Annotated in this window: 25 protein-coding genes and 2 pseudogenes; 18 read left to right on the top strand and 9 right to left on the bottom strand. The window is 68.1% G+C overall.

Going from position 1 to position 20,509, the window contains the following annotated elements; genetic code table 11:
* Positions 1-30: 30 nt before the first annotated feature.
* Positions 31-111, bottom strand: a pseudogene (locus CSC76_RS19405) (EF-hand domain-containing protein); the annotation flags it as partial.
* A 24-nt stretch (positions 112-135) separates the two neighbouring features.
* Positions 136-756 (bottom strand): annotated as a pseudogene (locus tag CSC76_RS10660) (EF-hand domain-containing protein); the annotation flags it as partial.
* Between the two features lie 141 nt (positions 757-897).
* On the opposite strand from CSC76_RS10660, the gene CSC76_RS10655 reads away from it, so the two are divergent.
* Genes CSC76_RS10655 through CSC76_RS10645 form a run of 3 tightly spaced genes read left to right on the top strand, consistent with a single transcriptional unit; the run spans position 898 to position 3,456 of the window.
* Entirely contained in the window at positions 898-1,482 is a 585-nt protein-coding gene (locus CSC76_RS10655) for a phosphatase PAP2 family protein (protein ID WP_162109987.1), read from the top strand.
* Positions 1,479-2,204, top strand: coding sequence for an arginyltransferase (locus tag CSC76_RS10650; RefSeq protein ID WP_202923519.1), 726 nt, complete (start codon positions 1,479-1,481; stop codon positions 2,202-2,204). Before CSC76_RS10655 ends, CSC76_RS10650 begins: the two co-directional genes overlap by 4 nt.
* 46 nt (positions 2,205-2,250) lie before the next feature.
* Positions 2,251-3,456: an endonuclease/exonuclease/phosphatase family protein gene (locus CSC76_RS10645; protein ID WP_379606160.1), complete on the top strand. Its 1,206-nt coding sequence runs from the start codon at positions 2,251-2,253 to the stop codon at positions 3,454-3,456.
* On the opposite strand, the gene CSC76_RS10640 is transcribed toward CSC76_RS10645, so the two are convergent.
* On the bottom strand, positions 3,446-3,751 hold the full coding sequence (locus tag CSC76_RS10640; protein ID WP_162109985.1) for a hypothetical protein: 306 nt from the start codon (positions 3,749-3,751) through the stop codon (positions 3,446-3,448). The genes CSC76_RS10645 and CSC76_RS10640 overlap by 11 nt on opposite strands.
* A gap of 10 nt (positions 3,752-3,761) precedes the next feature.
* Positions 3,762-4,946, bottom strand: coding sequence for a formate-dependent phosphoribosylglycinamide formyltransferase (gene purT, locus CSC76_RS10635; protein ID WP_162109984.1), 1,185 nt, complete (start codon positions 4,944-4,946; stop codon positions 3,762-3,764).
* Between the two features lie 123 nt (positions 4,947-5,069).
* Between purT and CSC76_RS19270 the strand changes: the two genes are divergently transcribed.
* The 8 genes from CSC76_RS19270 to CSC76_RS10600 all read left to right on the top strand — a co-directional run bounded on the left by CSC76_RS19270 (position 5,070) and on the right by CSC76_RS10600 (position 8,917).
* Positions 5,070-5,192: a hypothetical protein gene (locus tag CSC76_RS19270; protein ID WP_274382093.1), complete on the top strand. Its 123-nt coding sequence runs from the start codon at positions 5,070-5,072 to the stop codon at positions 5,190-5,192.
* A gap of 21 nt (positions 5,193-5,213) precedes the next feature.
* Positions 5,214-6,077, top strand: a complete 864-nt coding sequence (locus tag CSC76_RS10630; RefSeq protein WP_162109983.1) for an SPFH domain-containing protein — start codon at positions 5,214-5,216, stop codon at positions 6,075-6,077.
* A 13-nt stretch (positions 6,078-6,090) separates the two neighbouring features.
* A complete protein-coding gene (locus CSC76_RS10625; protein WP_162109982.1) occupies positions 6,091-6,366 on the top strand; it encodes a hypothetical protein in 276 nt (91 codons plus the stop codon).
* Positions 6,363-6,563, top strand: a complete 201-nt coding sequence (locus CSC76_RS10620; RefSeq protein WP_162109981.1) for a type II toxin-antitoxin system antitoxin — start codon at positions 6,363-6,365, stop codon at positions 6,561-6,563. Before CSC76_RS10625 ends, CSC76_RS10620 begins: the two co-directional genes overlap by 4 nt.
* Positions 6,560-6,739 (top strand): DUF4177 domain-containing protein, encoded by a 180-nt coding sequence (locus CSC76_RS10615; RefSeq protein ID WP_162109980.1) that lies wholly within the window; start codon positions 6,560-6,562, stop codon positions 6,737-6,739. The genes CSC76_RS10620 and CSC76_RS10615 overlap by 4 nt, the downstream gene beginning before the upstream one ends.
* A 25-nt stretch (positions 6,740-6,764) precedes the next feature.
* Positions 6,765-7,310, top strand: coding sequence for a PH domain-containing protein (locus CSC76_RS10610; protein WP_162109979.1), 546 nt, complete (start codon positions 6,765-6,767; stop codon positions 7,308-7,310).
* Positions 7,311-7,319: 9 nt separating this feature from the next.
* A complete protein-coding gene (locus tag CSC76_RS10605) occupies positions 7,320-8,159 on the top strand; it encodes a M15 family metallopeptidase (protein ID WP_162109978.1) in 840 nt (279 codons plus the stop codon).
* A 206-nt stretch (positions 8,160-8,365) separates the two neighbouring features.
* A complete protein-coding gene (locus CSC76_RS10600) occupies positions 8,366-8,917 on the top strand; it encodes a DUF4328 domain-containing protein (protein ID WP_202923518.1) in 552 nt (183 codons plus the stop codon).
* Between the two features lie 15 nt (positions 8,918-8,932).
* Here the strand turns inward: CSC76_RS10600 and CSC76_RS10595 are convergent, their stop codons facing one another.
* The 5 genes from CSC76_RS10595 to CSC76_RS10575 form a co-directional block, all read right to left on the bottom strand.
* A complete protein-coding gene (locus CSC76_RS10595; protein ID WP_162109977.1) occupies positions 8,933-9,607 on the bottom strand; it encodes a DNA-3-methyladenine glycosylase family protein in 675 nt (224 codons plus the stop codon).
* 1 nt (position 9,608) lies between these two features.
* Positions 9,609-9,977: a DUF423 domain-containing protein gene (locus CSC76_RS10590; protein ID WP_162109976.1), complete on the bottom strand. Its 369-nt coding sequence runs from the start codon at positions 9,975-9,977 to the stop codon at positions 9,609-9,611.
* A 144-nt stretch (positions 9,978-10,121) separates the two neighbouring features.
* Entirely contained in the window at positions 10,122-11,282 is a 1,161-nt protein-coding gene (locus CSC76_RS10585; protein ID WP_162109975.1) for a polyketide cyclase, read from the bottom strand.
* Positions 11,283-11,554: 272 nt separating this feature from the next.
* A complete protein-coding gene (locus CSC76_RS10580; protein WP_162109974.1) occupies positions 11,555-12,196 on the bottom strand; it encodes a response regulator in 642 nt (213 codons plus the stop codon).
* Positions 12,193-13,428, bottom strand: coding sequence for a sensor histidine kinase (locus CSC76_RS10575; RefSeq protein ID WP_162109973.1), 1,236 nt, complete (start codon positions 13,426-13,428; stop codon positions 12,193-12,195). Before CSC76_RS10575 ends, CSC76_RS10580 begins: the two co-directional genes overlap by 4 nt.
* A 179-nt stretch (positions 13,429-13,607) precedes the next feature.
* Between CSC76_RS10575 and CSC76_RS10570 the strand changes: the two genes are divergently transcribed.
* From CSC76_RS10570 to CSC76_RS10540, 7 genes are all read left to right on the top strand, one after another.
* Complete coding sequence (locus CSC76_RS10570) at positions 13,608-14,204, top strand: GNAT family N-acetyltransferase (RefSeq protein ID WP_162109972.1); 597 nt, start codon at positions 13,608-13,610, stop codon at positions 14,202-14,204.
* The gene (minC, locus tag CSC76_RS10565) at positions 14,201-14,989 is read left to right on the top strand and encodes a septum site-determining protein MinC (protein WP_238394939.1); all 789 of its coding nucleotides are present in this window, start codon (positions 14,201-14,203) and stop codon (positions 14,987-14,989) included. Before CSC76_RS10570 ends, minC begins: the two co-directional genes overlap by 4 nt.
* A 43-nt stretch (positions 14,990-15,032) precedes the next feature.
* The gene (minD, locus tag CSC76_RS10560) at positions 15,033-15,842 is read left to right on the top strand and encodes a septum site-determining protein MinD (protein ID WP_162109971.1); all 810 of its coding nucleotides are present in this window, start codon (positions 15,033-15,035) and stop codon (positions 15,840-15,842) included.
* A gap of 2 nt (positions 15,843-15,844) precedes the next feature.
* Positions 15,845-16,099: a cell division topological specificity factor MinE gene (gene minE / locus CSC76_RS10555; RefSeq protein ID WP_093296824.1), complete on the top strand. Its 255-nt coding sequence runs from the start codon at positions 15,845-15,847 to the stop codon at positions 16,097-16,099.
* A gap of 109 nt (positions 16,100-16,208) precedes the next feature.
* Positions 16,209-16,700, top strand: a complete 492-nt coding sequence (locus CSC76_RS10550) for a hypothetical protein (protein WP_162109999.1) — start codon at positions 16,209-16,211, stop codon at positions 16,698-16,700.
* Positions 16,701-16,783: 83 nt separating this feature from the next.
* Entirely contained in the window at positions 16,784-18,760 is a 1,977-nt protein-coding gene (locus CSC76_RS10545; RefSeq protein WP_162109970.1) for a M2 family metallopeptidase, read from the top strand.
* A gap of 71 nt (positions 18,761-18,831) precedes the next feature.
* Positions 18,832-20,391, top strand: a complete 1,560-nt coding sequence (locus tag CSC76_RS10540) for a trypsin-like serine peptidase (RefSeq protein ID WP_162109969.1) — start codon at positions 18,832-18,834, stop codon at positions 20,389-20,391.
* The last annotated feature ends 118 nt before the right edge of the window (positions 20,392-20,509 follow it).

The following is a 20,509-nucleotide window of genomic DNA, read 5'->3' as shown; positions in this document are numbered from 1 at the left end:
ACCCGGATGGCCGGGTGCACGCCGTTCCGCTCAGCGGCGGGCAGGCTTGCCTGCCGCCAGCTCATCCCTGGACAGGGAACCGTCCTTGTTGGCGTCGAGCGCGTCGAAGCGCGAGGCCAGGCGGCTGTCCTTCGCCTCATCGCGCGACAGGCGACCATCCTTGTTCGCATCCGCCGCCGCGAAACGCGCGTCCATGCGGGCCTGCCTGCGCTGACCGGCCTCGGCACGGCGCGCAGCGTGGGCCTGGTCGATCTCGGCTCGGGTCAGCTTGCCGTCCTTGTCGGCATCGGCCTTGGCAAACCACGCGTCCCGATGCTGCTTGCCGCGCAGTTCGCGGTCGACGCGATCGATCGCGCCATCCTTGTTGGCATCCAGCGTGTCGAAGCGTTGGGCGAACGACGGATCGGCTGCCGCCTCGGCACGGCTGACCTTGCCGTCGCCATCCGCGTCCAGCTTCCTGAAGGCGATTCCGCCACGCTCGCCACCGCCATGGCGGCCGGGACCGCGCATGCCCTTGCGTTGCGGGCGTTCCTCGGCGCTGAGCTTGCCGTCGCCATTTTTGTCCAGGTCTGCAAAGCGTTCGGCCAGGCGCGGATGCGCGGCGGCTTCGGCCTTGTCGATAACGCCATCGTTGTTCGCGTCCAGGCTCGCGCGCGCGGGTTTGTGCGCGCCGCCTGCCTGGGTGGCGGCCAGTGCGGAACCGGCGCCGAGGGCGGCCAGCACGGCCACGAAAAGCAGGGTCTTGCGATTCATCATGTTCTCCTGAAGACGCGGCGCCAAATGCGCCACTGGCAGGGAGAACGCCTGCCTGCGCGCCGGGTTGACGCGCTGACGGGCGCGTTCAGCCGGCGAACGGTCGCGACCCACGCGACGGGAGCGCCGCAGTATGCTGCGGGCATGCCCCACGCCCTCGCCCGCGCGCTGTCGATCTTCGGCCACCCGATGCTGGTGCTGCCGCTGGCCGTGGTGACGCTCGCGCTGGCACGTGGCGAGCGCGTCACCGCGGTCTGGTCGGCAGCGGGATTCGGCGCGTTCGCCGCCCTCGTCATGGGCTATTCGGCGTGGCAGGTGCGGCGCGGCCGCTGGGCGCACGTGGATGCCAGCGCGCGCCACGAACGGGGGCATCTGAACCGCTTCCTGTTCGTGGCGCTGGCCGCCGGGGCGGCGCTGGTGGCATGGCACGGCACGCAGCCGGTGGTCGCGCTGGGCATGGCGATGTCGGCGGCGATGATCCTGGCCGCGATGGCCAGGGCACGCTGGTGCAAGCTGTCGCTGCACATGGCGTTTGCGGTGTTCGCCGCCTGGCTGCTGCGCGAACTCGGTACCATCTGGACGCTGGCAGCGCTGCTGGTCGCCGTCGCGGTCGCGTGGTCGCGCCTGGCGCTGCGCCGGCACGAGCCGCGCGACCTCGTGGCCGGTGCGATCGCGGGAACGCTGGCGGGCGCCGCATTCTGGCCGCTCGCCGCGCGCTGGATGCCATGACCATGGGCGAGAACACCCAACCGATCGACGACCTGCGCCTGTTCCACACCGGCGAACACCCGTGCGGCGACTGGCCGGACCGGGTGGCGCGCGACCTGGTGCTGGATCCGCGCGATCCCCGCCTTCCGCAGCTGTACCCCGACGCGCTGTCGTGGGGTTTCCGCCGCTCGGGTGACATCGTCTACCGCCCGCACTGCCGGCAATGCCGCGCCTGCGTGGCGGTACGCATTCCGGTGGCGGATTTCGCGCCCGACCGCAGCCAGCGGCGCTGCGCCGCGCGCAATGCCGGCGTCGAAACGCGCATCGTCGCCGCGCTGCGGAGCGACGAGCACCTGGCGTTGTACCAGCGCTACCTGGCCGCCCGGCATCCGCTGGGTGGCATGGACGAGCATGGCGCCGTCGAGTTCGACCAGTTCCTGGTGGGCAGCTGGTCGCGTGGCCGCTTCGTGGAACTGCGCGAGGCGGGCGAACTGCTGGCGGTGGCGGTGACCGACGTGATTCCCGGTGCGCTGTCGGCCGTCTATACCTTCTACGATCCCGCGCAGGAAGCGCGCAGCCTGGGCACGCTGGCCATCCTGCGCCAGATCGAGTGGGCAAAGCGCGACGGCTATTCGCATCTCTACCTCGGCTACTGGATCGACGGTCATCGCAAGATGGACTACAAGCGGCGCTTCCGGCCGCTTGAGCACTTCGACGGTCGCCAGTGGCGCCGCGCCGGGTAGGTGGCGCCAACGCGGGGATGTCATCCGTGCATGGCATCATGGCGGCATGCGAATGCCTGCCGCCCTGTTTCCGATGATCCTCGCCCTGGCCGCCTGCAGCGGCGCCGCCCCGCAGCGCGAAGATACCCCGCCGCACGAGACCCCGATGCGCGTCGCCACTTACAACACCTCACTGTTCTCCGACGAGGCCGGCGGCCTGATCCGCCAGTTGGAAGGCGACGATGCGCATGCGCACAAGATCGCGGCCGTGCTGCAGAAGGTCCGCCCCGACCTGGTGCTGCTGAACGAATTCGACTACGACGATGCACACCGCGCCGCGGACCTGTTCCAGCAGCGCTACTTGGGTGTCGCCCAACCCGGTGGCGGCGAACCGCTGCGTTACCCGTACCGCTATCTCGCGCCGGTGAACACCGGCGTGCCCAGCGGGCTGGACCTGGACCGCAACGGCAGCGTCGGCGCCCAGGGCCGCGAGCGCGGCAACGACGCCTGGGGCTACGGCCTGCACCCGGGCCAGTACGGCATGCTGGTGCTGTCGCGCTTTCCGATAGACGAAGCCAGCGTGCGCACCTTCCAGTTGTTGCGCTGGAGTGCGCTGCCCGGCGCCACCAATCCGATCGACCCCACCACCCGACAGCCGTTCTACACCGACCACGTCTGGACGCAGTTGCGGCTGTCGTCCAAGTCGCACTGGGACGTGCCGGTGCGCACACCCGGCGGCACGGTGCATTTCCTGGTGTCCCATCCCACGCCGCCGGTGTTCGATGGCCCGGAGAACCGCAACGGACTGCGCAATGCGGACGAGATCCGGCTGTGGCGCGAATACCTGACGCCCGGTGACGCGCCCTGGTTGTGCGACGATCAGGGCCGCTGCGGGGGCCTGCCCGCCGATGCGCGCTTCGTCATCGCCGGCGACCTCAACAACGATCCCGCCGATGGCGACGGCCAGCACGCGGCCATCGTCGAACTGCTCGAGCATCCGCGCGTGCTGCGCATGGCGACCCCACGCAGCGAGGGCGGCGAGGAAACCGCGCTTGCGTATGCCGCCAAGGGCATGCAGCGCCGTGGCGCGCCCGCGCACGTCACCGGCGATTTCGGCCGCCGCAACGGCGCCCTGCGGCTGGACTACGTGCTGCCATCCACGGGCCTGACGTCCGTGGGCAGCGGCGTGTTCTGGCCGAAGAAGAGCGATCCGGACGCCGCCATCGCCGATGGCAGCGATCACCACCTGGTATGGGTGGACCTTACGCTGTAGGCGCCGAGGCGGACGCGGGGGCGACGCGCGGACCGAAACCGAACACGGCTTCGCTCTGCGCCGACACGATCATCCGGATCATGCTGCCGGGCACCATCAGTTCCACCTGCACGTCGTGGCCTTCGGCGTCCTTGCCCACCAGGGTCATTTCAGTGAAGGCGCCGCCGGTGTCGATCTCCCGGCAGAAGATGTGCGGGCCCTCGGGCTGGCTGGTCAGGTAGGGCTTGATCGCTTCGCCCAGGGCTTCGAGCGCCTGCGGGAAGAAGAAAACCGCGTAACCGCCATGGCCATTCATCGCGCGCACCTCACTCCAGTTCGATGGTGATGGCCGCGGCGGCGGCGCGGGCCTTGGAGCGGGCGATGTCGACGTCCTCGCCCCGCGCCAGCGTCACGCCGACACGACGGTGGCCTTCGACGCGCGGCTTGCCGAACAGGCGCAGCGCGGTGTCGGGCTCCTCCAGCGCGCCTTCCACATTCCCGAACACCGGCACGCCGTGACCGTGTGCCAGCATCGCGCACGAAGCCGACGGGCCGCTCTGGCGGATCACCGGGATGGGCAGACCCAGGATGGCACGCGCATGCAGCGCGAACTCGGACAGTTCCTGCGAGGCGAGCGTGACCAGGCCGGTATCGTGCGGACGCGGCGAGACTTCGCTGAACCACACCTCGTCGCCCTTCACGAACAGCTCCACGCCGAACAGCCCCCAGCCGCCCAGGTCGTCGGTCACCGCCCGGGCGATCTGCTGGGCCCGTTCCAGCGCACGCGGCGACATCGGTTGCGGCTGCCAGCTTTCGCGGTAATCCCCATCCTTCTGCCAGTGGCCGATGGGTTCGCAGAACGCGGTGCCACCGGCATGGCGCACGGTCAGCAGGGTGATCTCGTAATCGAAGTCGATGAAGCCTTCCACGATGCAGCGCCCGGCGCCGGCGCGGCCGCCGGTCTGCGCGTAGTCCCACGCCGGATCGATGTCGGACTCGCTGCGCAGCGTGCTCTGGCCCTTGCCGGAAGAGGACATCACCGGCTTCACCACGCACGGCAGACCGATGGCGCGCACCGCCTCGCGGTATTCGGCCTGCGTGTCGACGAAACGGTACGGCGAGGGCGGCAGGCCCAGCGTCTCGGCAGCGAGCCGGCGGATGCCTTCGCGGTCCATCGTCAGGCGCGCGGCACGTGCGGTCGGGATCACCCGGGCCGCGCCCTCCGCTTCCAGCGCGACCAGCGTCTCGGTGTGGATCGCCTCGATCTCGGGCACGACCAGATGCGGCTGCTCCCGGGCGATCAGGGCACGGATCGCGGCCGGGTCCAGCATGTCCAGTACATGCGAACGGTGCGCCACCTGCATGGCCGGCGCGTCGGCGTAGCGATCGGCCGCGATCACCTCCACGCCCAGCCGCTGCAGCTCGATGGCCACCTCCTTGCCCAGCTCGCCTGACCCGAGCAGCAGGACACGGGTGGCGTGGGGAGACAGCGGCGTTCCGAGCGTGACCATGGGCGACTTCCAGGAAAGGGGGTCGCCAGTGTAGCGGCCGGCCCGACGGATGGCGGCCCGGACCGTTGACATCTGATATCAAATTGATATCTGATAGGCGCAAGCCAATCCAGGGGACCGACCATGCTCCATGTGATCAAGCAGATCCAGCGTCGCTGGCCCGCCCACGCGCCCCGGATCATCTGCGGCCTGCTTCTCCTCTCCGTGGCCCTGCTTGCGCTGGGCAGCGGCCTGTCGCTGCGGTAACCCTGTCCCGAGACCAAGACCATGAAAGAGAACGCCAAATCATCGCTACCCGGAATTCCCACCCTGCTGGGCCTGCTGGTGCTGGCACTGGGAGTCGCCGCCCTGTTCCTCAATGGCGCCGCCCACAAGCAGCCTGTGCCCATGGTGGTGGCCGCCCTGCTCGGCTTCGTCGTGATGTTCCTGATGGCGGGCCTCTACAAGCTGGAACCCAACCAGTCCGCCGTGCTCAGCCTGTTCGGCAAGTACGTCGGAACGGTGAAGGACAACGGCCTGCGCTGGAACAACCCCTTCTTCAGCAAGCGCAAGGTCTCGCTGCGCATCCGCAACTTCGAAAGCAGCCGACTGAAGGTCAACGAGCTGGATGGCAGCCCCATCGAGATCGCCGCAGTGATCGTGTGGCAGGTGGTGGATTCGGCCGAGGCCGTGTTCAACGTGGACGACTACGAGAGCTTCGTGCATATCCAGTCCGAGGCCGCGTTGCGCGCCATGGCGTCCAGCTATCCGTACGACCAGCACGAGGAAGGCCAGATCGCGCTGCGCAGCCATCCGCAGGAAATCTCGCAGCATCTGCAGGAGCAGATCGCCGAGCGGCTGGGCAAGGCCGGCGTGGACGTGATCGAAGCGCGTATCAGCCACCTGGCCTATGCGCCCGAGATCGCCCAAGCCATGCTGCAGCGCCAGCAGGCCAATGCCGTGATCGCCGCGCGCACGCGCATCGTCGCCGGTGCGGTGGGCATGGTGGAGATGGCCCTGGCCGAACTGCAGAAGAACGACGTGGTGAAGCTGGACGAGGAGCGCAAGGCGCAGATGGTCAGCAACCTGCTGGTGGTGCTGTGCGGCGAACGCGGCACCCAGCCGATCGTCAACACCGGTTCGATCTACTGACAGGCACCACGCCATGCATGCGCTCGCACCCCTCGTCCTCGCGTTCTCCGGCCTGCCCGCGTTGCTCACCGGCGCGTGGGTGAGCCGGGCACGCGATCCGCGTTCGCGCGGCATGGCACTGCACTGGGTGCTGATCGGCCTGACGATCCAGGCCGGCGCGGTCGGTGTGTACTGGGCGGGAGGCGACGACCGCGTGGCGCAGGGTGTCGTGATCGCGATGGTGGTGCTGGTCAACGCGCTGATCGTCTCGATGGTGCTGCAGCTGCGTCGCAGGGGTAAGCGCCCGTGAGCGAGAAACAGGACAAGAAGGCCTACCCGCTGCGGATCAACGCCGATGTGCTGACCGCGGCGCAAAGGTGGGCGGACGACGAGCTGCGTTCGCTCAACGCGCAGATCGAATACGTGTTGCGCGACGCGCTGCGCAAGGCAGGCAGGCTGCCCAGGACCGGCACGGCGCCGGACGCCCCCAAGAAGGAGTCGCCATGAACCCCCGATGGAGCCACAAGGTCATCGAAATCCCGTACAAGATGTTCGCGGGCAAGCTGACCGACCGCATCCAGCAGGAGCTGGACAAGATGAGCACGCAGGGCTGGGAGCTGGTCAGCACGCTCTTCATCGAACACGAAGTCTCGGTGCGGCTGTTCTTCAAGAAGCCCGCCTGATCCCCCACCGCACGGAGTTCCTTTCATGCAGCAGCCGCAGGACATCCCCGTCGCACCGGTGCCAACCCATGCGAACGGGTGGCTGTGGTTGCCGCTGGTGCTCGCGATCGGCGCCGCTGCCGCCGCGATGACGCTGGAATCGGATACCCCGCCACCGCTTGCGGCCTGGCTGACGCTGCCCTTCATCCTGCTGGTCGGCGGGGTACTGTCCATGGCGATGCGACGGCGCGCGATCGTTCTGGACAACCGCGAACTGCAGGTCCGCGCCACGTTCTATACGAAGCGGTTCGCCATCGAGGCGATCGACCTGGACAAGGCCCGCGTGGTGAGCCTGGAAGAGCACACGGAGCTTTCGCCCACCCTGAAGACCAATGGCTTCAGCCTGCCCGGATTCAAGGCCGGGCATTTCCGCTTGCGCAACCTCGGCAAGGCCTTCTGCCTGGTCACCGATCGCACGCGGGTGCTCGCGCTGCCATTGCGGGACGGCAGCCTGGTGCTGGTCAGCCCTGAGCGCCCGGCCGACCTGCTGGCGCGCCTGCGGGAGCTGGCGGCACCCCTGCCCCGCCGCTAAGCTGCGGGCATGCGCCGCCTGCCCGCCCTGCCCCTGAAGTCGGTCCTGCTCAACACGTCGCGGATCGAACTGTGGCCGGCCGACCTGCTGCGCGCACGCAGCAACGCCGATGCCCGCGTGCTGGCAGGTGCGTACGCGGTGCTGCGCCGCAAGCAGGATGGCCGCTACCTGGCGGCGGTGTCCGCGCGCGGCGTGCATCCGCTGGCGACCGGCCTGCCGCGCCAACCCGGCCTGGACGAGGCGTGGGACGCCCTAGACCGCTTCGAAGCGGCCACCCGCGGTTTCGACACCGATGCCCACGGCCTGCTGCCGCTGCATGCCCTGCAGGAACGCCTGCATGCCCTGGGACTGGACGATGCGGCCTACGCCGAACGCACCGGCCTGCCCCTGGTCGCCGAACCGGCCGCCCTCGCCTTCGCAGGACGCGACCGCTACCGCCGCCCGCTCTGGCTGACGCGTTCCGCTGGGCGCGGATGGCAGGCAATGCGCGCCGCCGCCGCACGCGATGGCGTGGTGCTGGAGGCCATCTCCGGCTATCGCAGCCACGACTACCAACTCGGCATCTTCGAGCGCAAGCGCGCGCGCGGACAAAGCGTCGAGGAGATCCTCCACGTCAACGCCGCGCCCGGCTACAGCGAACACCACAGCGGCCGCGCGCTCGACATCGGCACGCCGGGCGAACCGCCCGCCGAGGAGTCCTTCGAGCACACCACCGCTTTCGCCTGGCTCACCCGGCACGCAAGCGATTTCGGCTTCGTCATGAGCTACCCGCGTGGCAACCCGCACGGCATCGTGTACGAGCCATGGCATTGGTACCATCTGGGCCGTGACGGCGGTGCCGACCGCTGAAGCCAGGGCCGAACGCCGGCCATCAGGGGGAACGCGTGGAGAATCCGTACCAAACGCCCGCGGCGGACGTCAGCGCGGCGCCTGCCACGCACACGGCGTGGGCCTTCAAGGACCCCACATGGTTGACCTGGGTCTGCCGCGCCTGCCTGGTCGCCGGCGTACTGGTTTCGCTACTGATGATCGCCGTGGTAGCGCGACAGTATTCGTTGTTCGAGGAAGCCGCGGCCAATGGTTGGACGGTGGATGACGTTTATGCGGAGTCGGGCCTGACCTTTCTCGCCGCCACGCTCCTGCAGTTCATGACGATGATGGCGTCGTTCGTATTCATCGGCATGTGGATCTATCGCGCGGCATGGAACGGACGCGTCTTCGCGGGTGCCCGGCAGCTGGATTTCACGCCGGGCTGGTCGGTCGGCTGGTACTTCCTCCCCATCGCCAACCTGTGGAAGCCCTACCAGGCCATGAAGGAGATCTGGCGCGCCAGTGCTCGCCCGGACAAGGTCGACGACGCCGAGGTTCCCGGCTGGCTTCCGCTCTGGTGGTTCCTCTGGCTAGCCTTCAGCATCACGAGCAACTTCGCCGGCCGGAATTCCATGAAGGCCAACACGCCGGAGGCGGAAATGGACGCCGCGCTCGCGTCCATCACCTGCGATGCGATCAACGTGCCTCTGTGCTTCGTTCTCTTGCTGATCATCACGCGCGTGCACCGCATGCAGTGGCAACGCCAGACCGAGCGCCTGCAGGCGCTCGCGGGCTGACCCCGGGTTTCGAACCTAGTCCTGCGACCGCTTCGTCGCCGTCTTCGCTTCGGTGCCGAAATCGGCGATGCGCCACAGGTACTGCGCCGCGTAGGTGCGGTAGGGCCCCCATTTCTCGCCGCGCGCCAGCAGTTCCTTCGGCGTGGGCATGACCTCCTGACGGTCGACGAACTGCGCGCCCTTGCGCACCCCCAGGTCGTCGATCGGCAGCACGTCCGGGCGGCCCAGGCGGAACATCAGCATCATTTCCACCGTCCAGCGGCCGATGCCGCGGATGGGCACCAGCGCGGCGACGATGTCGTCTTCGCTCATCACCGACATCTGCCGGAGGGTCGGGATCTCGCCCCGCTGCTCACGCGCCGCCAGGTCGCGCAACGCCAGCGTCTTGTTGCCCGAGACGCCGCAGGCCCGCAAGGCCGCGTCGTCGATGCGCCCCAGGGTGTCGAAGTGCAGCCGCGTGCTGCCGATGGCCGCTTCCACGCGACCGACGATGGTCGCCGCCGCCTTGCCGCTGAGCTGCTGGTAGAGGATCGGGCGCGCCAGTGCGTCCACCGGATCGAACGGCTTGCGCCAGGTCGCTTGCGGTTCGATGTAGCCGATCCGCTTCATCCACGTGCCGAGCTTGCGATCGCGCCGGCTCAGGTGGTCCCAGGCCTGTTCGGTATCGAAGCCGCGCGCGTGCCGGGGCATGTCAGCGGCGGATGGCGTCGATCGCCCACAGCACCCAGCCCAGCATCAGCATGATGCCTCCGGCCGGCGCCAGGCGCGTGCTGGTTCCGACCATGGCCCCGGCGACCAGACTGCCTGCGAACAGCAGCGTTCCCAGCAGCAGCAGGGACAGGGCGGCCTTGCCCATGCGACGCGCGGTCCCCGCGCCCAGCGCCGCCAGCGCCAGGCCATGCCCGAAGCCGAACAGTGCCGCCGTCTGCAGGTTCGCCTGCGCCTGCCCATCGCCGACGCCGTGCGACGCGTAGGCCGACAGCCCGACCGCGGCAGCGGCCAGCAGGCCGCCGCACAGGGCCAGGAAGGAGGGTTTGCGTTGACGCCGGTCGTAGTTCATGGATTCAGCGGACCTCGCAGGGAGACCGGCATCCTGCCAGTGGCGGAAGGCATTGCGGAAAACCGATGCCCGGAAACGCAACGCGCCGCATGAAGCGGCGCGTTGGAAGCGTACCTGTCATCGAAGATGCAGGGCCGGGCGGTGTTACTGCTTGACCGCCCAATAGATGTCGAACTTGCCGTCGCCCTCGAAGGCGCCGTCGACGCCCGACTTCCAGGACTCGAACGGACGATCGACCACTTCGTGCCCGGCGGTGACCGCCCAGGCGCGCAGCGCGTTGCGCTGGTTGTCCAGTTCGGCCATGTAGCCGGTGTAGCTGGCAAAGGCGAGCTTGCGCGGCTCGGAGCGCACGTACTCGACCGGGGCGCCCGACGGAATGGTGACCTTCAGCTCACCGGCGGAAGCGACCGGGGCCGGCGCGGCGGCCGGGGCGGCTTCGCCCTCGGCGGCGGCATCGGCCTTCGGCGCGGCCGAGCCCTTGCGGACCGGCTGGGCGACGTCGAAGGCGTACTTCTCGGAGCCGTAGTCGGTGGTGATGATGCGCACCGGGCCGGCGGCCACCAGGCCGTTGGCCTCCATCACGCGCTTGATCCACTCCTGATTCTGCTTGATCGAGGCCTTGATGGCGTCGTTGGTGCGGTCGATGTTGCCGGCGTTCACCACCAGCAGGTCCTCGGCGGGCAGCTCGACCAGCTTCAGGTCGGTCAGTGGGCTGCCTTCGGTCCGGTAGTCGAAGTTCGGCACGGTGGCCAGCATGTTGGTCAGCTTGGACAGGCCGGCCTTGACCGCATCGCCGACGTGGCGGCTGACGTACATGCCGGCGTAGCGCCCGATCAGGTTCCAGCCATAGGTGACCTCATAGGACTGGGTGATCTTGACGTTGCGGTTGTTCTTGCCCGTGGGCTCCAGCGCGAAGGTGCTGCGCTTGTCGGTACCCATGCGCTTGTCGTTGATCGCATAGACGATCTTGCCCGGGCCGCCGGTCGGGGCGGGACGCTCGCTCTCGACGATCTCCCAGCTGCCCTGGCCCCAGGCCGGGTTGGCGGAGTTGAAGTCGACCTTGGCGCCGACGCCGGTATTGTCTTCGCCACCGGAGTAGCTGAGTTCGTTGGCCGCGCTTGGAACCAGCGGGTTCCAGTCCTTCAGTCGGCGCACGTTGTTCAGCGTGTCGAACACGATGGTCATGCGGCGGTTGGTCTCGACGCTTTCCTGCAATTCGCGCGAGGACGGCAGGATCAGGCCGATCACCAGAAACAGCGCCAGGACCAGCGCCAACGCAATCACGAACTCGATCAAACGGGTCATTCAGGAGTCTCCGGGGGCCGGTGCCTCGGCCGTGAAAAAAATGCACCGCGCATCCTAGCAGGGTTGCCGGGCTTCGCGCAGCCCATCTGACACCGGTTGGCCGCCCTATTCCGGGGCGTATGGAACCCCGGGCGGATCGCGACCGGCATGCCGCTGCGGGAGCCGGTCCGAGGGCGTGCCTCGCATGAAACAAGGGCCGCACCGCGTGCGTCACCCGGTCCCGCGGACGGCGGAAGCCTCCTGCGCGGCCGCGTCAGGGCTCGCCGCCGCGCTCAGACGAGCTGTAGTTCGAAGGCCTTCAACACCGCCCGGGTACGGTCGCGCACGCCCAGCTTGGACAGGATGTTGGACACGTGGTTCTTGATGGTGCCCTCCGCCACGCCCAGTGAATTGGCGATCTCCTTGTTGGAGAAGCCGCTGGCCATCAGCCGGAGGATCTCCGTCTCGCGGTCGGTCAGCGGATCCGGGCGGTCCAGGCTGACGAATTCGTTGCGCATATGCTCCAGGCCGGAGAGCAGGCGCTGGGTGACGGCGGGCTGCACCAGCGAGCCGCCATCGGCCACGGTACGGATCGCGCCGACCAGCTGCTCCAGCGAGACATCCTTAAGCAGATAGCCCTTGGCGCCCGCCTTCAGGCCGGCCAGCACCAGCTGGTCGTCGTCGAACGTGGTCAGGATGATGGTCGGCGGCAGCTGCCCCGCCCGGGCCAGGGCCTGGAGCGCCTCCAGGCCGGACATCACCGGCATGCGCATGTCCATCAGCACGACATCCGGCTTCACCTGCGGCACCAGGTCCACGGCCTGCTTGCCGTCGGCGGCCTCAGCCACCACCTCGATGCCGTCGTCCAGCGCCAGCAGGGAGCGGATGCCCTGGCGCACCAGAGTTTGATCGTCGACCAGACAGACACGGATCACGGGGTTCCTCCGGAGCTGAGCTCGGGTGTGGGTTCGGGTGGGGAAACGGGAAGAGGGGCGAAGGCCGGCGCGGCCTCGCTGACGGGCAGCTCGATATGCAGGCAGAAGCCATGGCCGGGCCGCGTTTCGATGCGCAGCGCGCCGCCGTACTGGGCCAGGCGTTCACGCATGCCGGTCAGGCCGTTGCCCGCCACCACCTGCGGGCTTCCGGCACCATCGTCGCGGGCATCGATCAGGATCCTCGCGCCGTCGCGCCGGCAGTGCAGCCACAGGTTGCGCGCGCCGGCATGGCGCACGGTATTGGTGATGATCTCCTGCGTGCAGCGCAGCAGGACATGGGCGCGATGCGGGTCCTCCAGCGTCAGCGGCTCCTCGATGTCCATGTGGATCGCGAGCGAGGGGACCTTCTCGGCCAGCGGCACCAGGGCCGCACCCAGGTCGATCGCGCCACTGTCGCGCAACTGGCTGACGGCTTCGCGCACGTCGGTCAGCAGCAGCCTGGCCAGGGTATGCGCCTGGCGCACGTGTTCCTGCGCCCTCCCCTCGGTCATGTGGCCGGCCACTTCCAGGTTCAGGCTGAGGGCGGTCAGGTGGTGCCCCAGCAGGTCGTGGAGTTCACGGGAGATGCGCGTGCGCTCGTTCACGCGGGCGCTTTCGGCCAGCAGCACGCGGGTGGCGCGCAACTCGGCGTTGAGACGGCGCTGCTCCTCGCGGGCCTGGGCCTGCTGGCGCGCGACGTAGGTGGTGATCATCACGAAGGCGGCAAAGCCCACGTAGAACATGGACTGGAACAGGGCCTCCCAGAACGTGAACTGGTCCCGGGTCATCGTCATGAAGGCCGGCACCAGCGCCACGTGGGCCGCGATCAGCCAGGCCATGGCATAGCGCAGGTCGAGCAGCCACGGCAGCACACCGGCCATGATCATCAGCAGGACCGCGCCCAGGCCCGTCTCGGTGTAGACGCCCACCCCGATGGCCGCGGCCGTCAGCACCATGGCCAGGGGGATGTTCCAGGCCAGGGGAAGCCCGTCCCGACGGCCATCCAGCACGCGTGTCGCCAGCCAGTAGCAGCCACCGAAGCTCAGGTAGCTGAGCGCCGCCATCGGGATGTTGACGGGCTGACCGTTCGGCGGCGGCACCACGACATTGAGGATGATGGGGATCCCCACCAGGGCCCAGGTGTAGAGGCCGGCGGCGCGCAGCAGGCGGGGGTGGCTGAGTCGTCCCAACATCCGGGCATCTTAGGCGGAATCGCCCGCGCCCATGTCCCAACTAAAGTCATGCCGGGCCTGGAGCACGCGACCGCGGGGTTCATCCGCGGCTCACCCGGCGCCTGTCCGGTGCTGCGGCAGCATGCGATAATCCGGGCTTGGCTGCGTGCCGCCCTGCAAGACCCGTTCGGAGTCAGGTAATGTCGATTGTCATCCGCGACGTGCGCGAGCACGAGCTGGATTCCGTCCTAGCCCTCAACAACAATGCCGGACTGGCGATCCTGCCGCTGGATTCGGCCAAGGTCCGCCGCTTCTACGAGACCGCCGAGTACTTCCGCGTCGCCGAGCGCGACGGCAACCTGGCCGGCTTCCTGGTCGGCTTCGGTTCCGGGGCCGGCCACGACAGCAGCAACTTCGCCTGGTTCGGCGAGCGCTACCCGCAGTTCTTCTACATCGACCGCATCGTGGTGGCCAGCCGCCGTCGCGGCGGTGGCGTGGGCCGCGCCTTCTATGCCGACGTGCAGAGCTATGCCGAACTGCGCTACCCGCAGCTGGCGTGCGAGGTGTTCCTCGACCACGGCGCCGATCCGGCGCTGCTGTTCCATGGCAGCTTCGGCTTCCGCGAGGTGGGCCAGCACGTGATGGCCGAAGCGAATGTCCGCGCCAGCATGCTGATGAAGGAACTGTGCAGCTACCCCTGGGTGCGCGACACCTATGGCGACGCCCTGCCCGATGTCGCCTGGGCCCGCACCCGCCTGCAGGCCGATGCCGGCGTCCAGCGGCCGACCGGTACATGAGCGTGACGCGAGCCCCCATGGACTACGAGCAGGCCGGCGAACTGAAGATCGGCCAGGTCGGCATCGCCAACCTCCGCATCCGCACCCTCGACGTCGACCAGTTGATCCGCGAAATGCGCGAGCGCGTCGAGCGCGCCCCCAAGCTGTTCGGTCGCGCCGCCGTGATCGTGGATTTCGGCGGCCTGACCCGCCTGCCCGATGCCGACACCGCGCGTGCGCTGATCGACGGCCTGCGCGGCGCCGGGGTCATCCCGGTGGCGCTGGCCTACGGCACCCGCGACACCGAAACCCTGGCCGAACAGCTGGGCCTGCCGTTGCTCGCCAAGTTCCGCGCCCAGTACGAACCTGTCGGAGGCGCTTCGGCCGCGACCGCTCCCGCCCCCCGCCAGGCCGCGACCGAAACCGCGCCTGCGAAAGCGGCAGCGGCACCCGCCGCGCCCAAGGCGGCCGACACCAAGCCCGGCCTGGTCCAGAAGACGCCCGTGCGCTCCGGCCAGCAGCTGTATGCCGAAAACCGCGACCTGACCGTGCTCAGCACCGTCGGGGCCGGTGCCGAGGTCATTTCCGATGGCTCCATCCACGTCTATGGCGCGCTGCGCGGCCGCGCCCTCGCGGGGGCGCGCGGCAATGCCGACGCACGCATCTTCTGCCGTGAATTCCATGCCGAACTGGTCGCCGTCGCCGGCCACTACAAGGTGATGGAAGACGTACCCAAGGAACTGCGCGGCAAGGCCGTGCAGATCTGGCTGGACCAGGACCAACTCAAGATCGCCGCGCAGGACTGACGCGCGGCGCAACCCGACATAAGAACGACCAAGGAGAACACCGTTGGCTGAAATCATCGTAGTCACGTCCGGCAAGGGCGGCGTGGGCAAGACCACCACCAGCGCCAGCATCGCGTGCGGCCTGGCCCGCCGCGGCAAGAAGGTCGCGGTCATCGACTTCGACGTCGGCCTGCGCAACCTCGACCTCATCATGGGCTGCGAGCGCCGCGTGGTGTACGACTTCGTCAACGTTACCCAGGGCGAGGCGACGCTGAAGCAGGCCCTGATCAAGGACAAGCGATTCGAGACGTTGTACGTGCTGGCCGCTTCGCAGACGCGCGACAAGGACGCGCTGACGAAGGAAGGCGTGGAGAAGGTGCTGAAGGACCTGTCCGACGACGGCTTCGACTTCGTCGTATGCGACTCGCCGGCCGGCATCGAGAAGGGCGCGTTCCTCGCCATGTATTTCGCCGACCAGGCCATTGTGGTGGTGAACCCGGAAGTGTCCTCGGTACGCGACTCCGACCGCATCCTCGGCCTGCTGGACTCCAAGACCCGCCGCGCCGAGAACGGCGAATCGCTGAAGGCCAACCTGCTGCTGACCCGCTACAACCCGGCGCGCGTGGAGGGCGGCGAGATGCTCAGCATCAAGGACGTGGAGGAAGTGCTGGGCCTGAAGACCCTCGGCGTGATCCCCGAGTCCGGCGACGTGCTGAACGCCTCCAACAAGGGCGAACCGGTCATCCTCGACCTGGAGTCGCCGGCCGGCCAGGCCTATGACGACACCGTCGCGCGCCTGCTGGGCGAGGACCGCCCGCTGCGCTTCACCACCCTGGAGAAGAAGGGCTTCTTCAGCAAGTTGTTCGGAGGTTGAGCATGGGCCTGTTCGATTTCCTGAAGGCGAAGAAGAACACCGCCGAAACCGCCAAGAACCGCCTGCAGATCATCATCGCGCAGGAGCGCAGTTCGCGGGGGGCGCCCGACTATCTGCCGCTGCTGCGTCGCGAACTGCTGGAAGTGATCAAGAAATACGTCAACGTCGATGTCGATGCGGTCAAAGTCGACCTGATCAAGGACGGCGACCACGACGTGCTCGATATCTCCGTCGCGTTGCCGGAAGGCAACACCTGACAGGACCGGGCTGCTCGTAGGAGCGCCCCATGGGCGCGATGCTTTTCGATGCGTGGCGGAAAACAGAAGCATCGCGCCCATGGGGCGCTCCTACAGGTGTTTTCCCATGATGGCTGACTCTTCCGACGCCGACGCCGCCCCGCCCGACGTGCTGCGGGTACGCGACCTGCCGCCCGGCGCTGCCGATGCCCTGCTTGCATCCCATGGCCTGCAGCTCCATTTCGTCGACGATGCCGCCCCGATTCCCGGCAGCTTCTGGGGCGAACCGGAAGCAGGCGTGATCGCCCACAACGTCTACGTCCGCGGCGATACGCCGGTGCATTCGATGCTGCACGAAGCCTGCCACCTGATCGTGCTTCCGGTCGAACGGCGCGCGCAGGTGCACACCGACGCCACCGATTCGGTGATCGAAGAGGATGCCACCTGCTGCCTGCAGATCATCCTGGCCGACGACCTGCCGGGCGTGGGTCGCCACCGGCTGATGGGCGACATGGATGCCTGGGGGTACACCTACAGGCTCGGATCGACACGGGCGTGGTTCGAGCAGGATGCGGACGACGCCCGCGCCTTCCTCAAGGAACGCGGGCTGCCGCATCGCTGAGGCTGGGCGCCCCCACTTGCCGCCCCCGCCGCCCCTCACTACCCTTCAGGTTCCTGCGCCCACCGCACCCTGAAGGACGTCCCGTGAAGCATCGCCATCTCCTGCTCGCCCTCGCCATCGGCGCGGGCCTTGTCACCCTTGCCGCCTGCAAGAAGGACGAACCGGCCACCGATTCGGCCGCCACGCCTGCCGCGCCCAAGGGCGAGACCGCGGACCAGTTCATCGCGCGCGTCAACGACGAGTTCAAGAAGATGTATCCGGAGATGACCGCCGCGCAGTGGCTGTCCAGCACCTACATCAACGACGACAGCCAGCTGCTGGCCGCCAAGGGCAACGAGCGCTACCTGACCCAGCTCAACAGCTGGATCGAGCAGGCCAAGAAGTTCGAAGGCCAGCAGATGTCGCCCGAGACCGCGCGCGCCATCCAGCTGCTGAAGCTGGCCACGGCGATGCCGGCGCCGAAGGATCCGGCCAAGCTGGCCGAACTCACCCAGATCGCCACCCGGATGGAAGGCACCTACGGTGCCGGCACCTACTGCACCGGCGAGGGCGACGCGAAGAAGTGCCGCCAGCTGGGCGAACTGGAAGACGTCTTGCGCAGCAGCCGCGACTACGACGCGCAGCTGGACGCGTGGCAGGGCTGGCACACCATCGCCCAGCCGATGCGCAAGGACTACACGCGCTTCGTCGAGCTGGTGAACGAGGGCTCCAAGGAAATGGGCTTCGCCGACACCGGCGAGATGTGGCGCAGCGGCTACGACATGACGCCGGCCGAGATCGCCGCCGAGACCGACCGCCTGTGGGGCCAGGTCAAGCCGCTGTACGAGCAGCTGCACTGCTACACCCGCACCAAGCTGCAGGCCACCTACGGGGTTGAAAAAGGCCAGGTCAACGGCCTGCTGCCTGCGCACCTGATGGGCAACATGTGGCAGCAGGACTGGGGCAACCTATGGGACATGCTGGAGCCGTACAAGGGCGCCGGCAGCCTTGACATCACCGGCGCGCTGGAGAAGCAGTACCAGGCCGACTACCAGGCGGCGCTGGCCAAGGCAGGTCCGGGCCCGGGCACGGACAAGCTGTTCCAGGCCGAGCGCGAAGCGCAGCTGCAGGTCGCCAAGCAGATGACCGAGCGCGCCCAGGACTTCTACACCAGCCTGGGCATGCCCAAGCTGCCCGAGAGCTACTGGACCAAGACCCAGTTCATCAAGCCGATGGACCGCGACGTGGTCTGCCACGCCAGCGCGTGGGACATGAACATGAGTGGCGACGTGCGCACGAAGATGTGCATCAAGCCCAACGAAGAAGACTTCACCACCATCTACCACGAGCTGGGCCACGTCTATTACTACCTGGCCTACAACAAGCTGCCGCCGCTGTTCCAGACCGGCGCACACGATGGTTTCCACGAGGCCATCGGCGACACGATGGTGCTGGCGATGACGCCGGACTACCTGAAGTCGATCGGCATGGTCGGCGAACAGCAGCAGAGCAACGAAGCCCTGATCAATGCGCAGATGCGCATGGCGTTGGCGAAGGTGTCGTTCATGCCGTTCGGCCTGATGATCGATCGCTGGCGCTGGGGTGTGTTCGACGGCAGCATCAAGCCGGCCGACTACAACAAGGCCTGGTGGGAGCTGAAGGCCAAGTACCAGGGCGTGGCACCGGCCACCGCGCGTGGCGAGGACTTCTTCGATCCGGGCGCGAAGTACCACGTGCCGGGCAACACGCCGTACACGCGCTACTTCCTCTCGCATGTGCTGCAGTTCCAGTTCTACAAGGGCCTCTGCGACGCGGCCGGCTACAAGGGCCCGCTGTACAACTGCAGCTTCTACGGCAACAAGGCGGCGGGCCAGAAGTTCTGGGCGATGCTCGAGAAGGGCGCCAGCCAGCCGTGGCAGGCCACGCTGAAGGAGCTCACCGGCGGCGAGAAGATGGATGCCGGCGCGGTGCTGGAGTACTTCGCGCCGCTGCAGGACTGGCTGAAGCAGCAGAACGAAGGCCAGACCTGCGGATGGCCGGCGGCCGCACCCGTGGCGGCCGCGGCGCCCGCCAAACCGTAAGCCCCGTACACGGGCGGACCGTCGTCGGTCCGCCCGTTCCCGCTCCACGCTCCGACACGGAGGTCTGAAGAATGATGCGATCGAACACCCTGCGATGCCTGGCCAGCCTGATGCTGGTCGCTACGCCCTTCGCGGCCAGCGCCGCGGTGACCCAGGTTGCCGGCGAACCCAGCCGCACGCCGGCGCAGGCGGCACCTGCCTGGAAGCTGGCGCAGTTCCCGGCGCGCGACATCACCCGGCAAGGCTATCGGGAACTGGCGATCCGGCGGCTGGCGGAACTGGAGAACCACAATGCCAGCCAGCGCATCAAGGCCACGCAGATCGGCGTCGGGCGCACCCTCGCCCACGAAGGCATCGAACGCGCCACGCCTGCACTGCGCTGGGTGGCGTTGAAATCCGGCGGGGCGGTCGCGCGCCTGCAGGTCGGCTCGCCCGATGCGATGGGCCTGCGCGTGGGTCTGCGGGTCGACCGCCTGCACCCGCACGTCGAACTCCGCTTCGCCGGCTCCGACGAGCCTGCCCGTGTCGTCGCCAAGATCACGGCGGCCGAGGCGCTCGCGCTCGCCGACGAGGGGGGCGTTTACTGGACGCCGGCGACCGACGGCGCCACGCAGGTCATCGAGGTCTACCGTCCGGCCCACGTGACGGTCACACAGGCACGCCTGCAGGCGCCGCAGGTGTCGCACCTGCTGGCCAACAGCCGCAACGATTTCAAGATCGTGGAGAAGGTCGGCGAATCGGCTGCCTGCAACATCAACGCGGTCTGCCGCGTCGACCAGCTGGGGCCGGCCTATGTCCAGGCGAAGAACGCCGTGGCCCATATGGTCTTTGTGGACGGCGGCAAGAGCTACATCTGCACCGGAACGCTGCTCAACGACACCACGGCGTCCACTCAGGTGCCGTACTTCTACAGCGCTGCGCACTGCATCGACAGTCAGACCGTCGCCAATACCCTCAACACCTACTGGGGTTACGAGAACACCGGCTGCGCCACCAGCGACGCCCGCAAGACGAATCCCCTGACGGGCGGCGCCGATATCCTGTTCGTCGACACCAATGTCGATGCGTTGCTCCTGCGCCTGAAGAACCCCGCGCCGGCCGGCGCGACGTTCGCGGGCTGGGACGCCAGCACGCTGGCGCCGAATGCGGATGTGATCGCCATACATCATCCTTCGGGCGACGCGAAGAAATACTCGCGTGGGCAGCACGTCGCAGACACCTACGCGGAACAGTTCACGGTCGGCTGGCTGGAAGGCACAACCGAAGGCGGCAGCAGCGGCTCGGGACTGTTCACCCGCTACGCCGACAACAGCTACCGGCTGCGGGGCGGTCTGTACGGCGGCAATGCCTCGTGCGCCAACACGGGCAACATCGCCAATACCGCGAACCGCGACCATTACTCGCGGCTTGACCTGGTCTTCCCCCAGATCAAGCAATGGATCGCCGCCGATCCCGTCCGCGAGAACAGCTCGCAACCATTGGTGCGCAACGCAGGCGCTACGGCAGGCGCCACGGTACAGACCCAGGGCGCGCGCGTCGCTGCGACACCCGATACCCCTGCCACATCGCCTGCGCGCCCCGCTGCGCCGCGCAGGGCCGCACCGCTCCGCACGACCCAGCGCGAACGCTGAGCCCGGTGAGACGACCTCCTGCGAAAGGCCGGCATACGCCGGCCTTTTTCTTTCCCCACGGAGACTTCATCCGGTCCACACCGGCCGACCCGACGCTGGAAACCCGCCCCACGAGGTT

The organism is Pseudoxanthomonas mexicana (genome assembly GCF_010093385.1).
GTDB lineage: Bacteria > Pseudomonadota > Gammaproteobacteria > Xanthomonadales > Xanthomonadaceae > Pseudoxanthomonas_A > Pseudoxanthomonas_A mexicana.
Note: the sequence above shows the minus strand (reverse complement) of the source record. Positions and strands in the feature narration are given on the sequence as shown.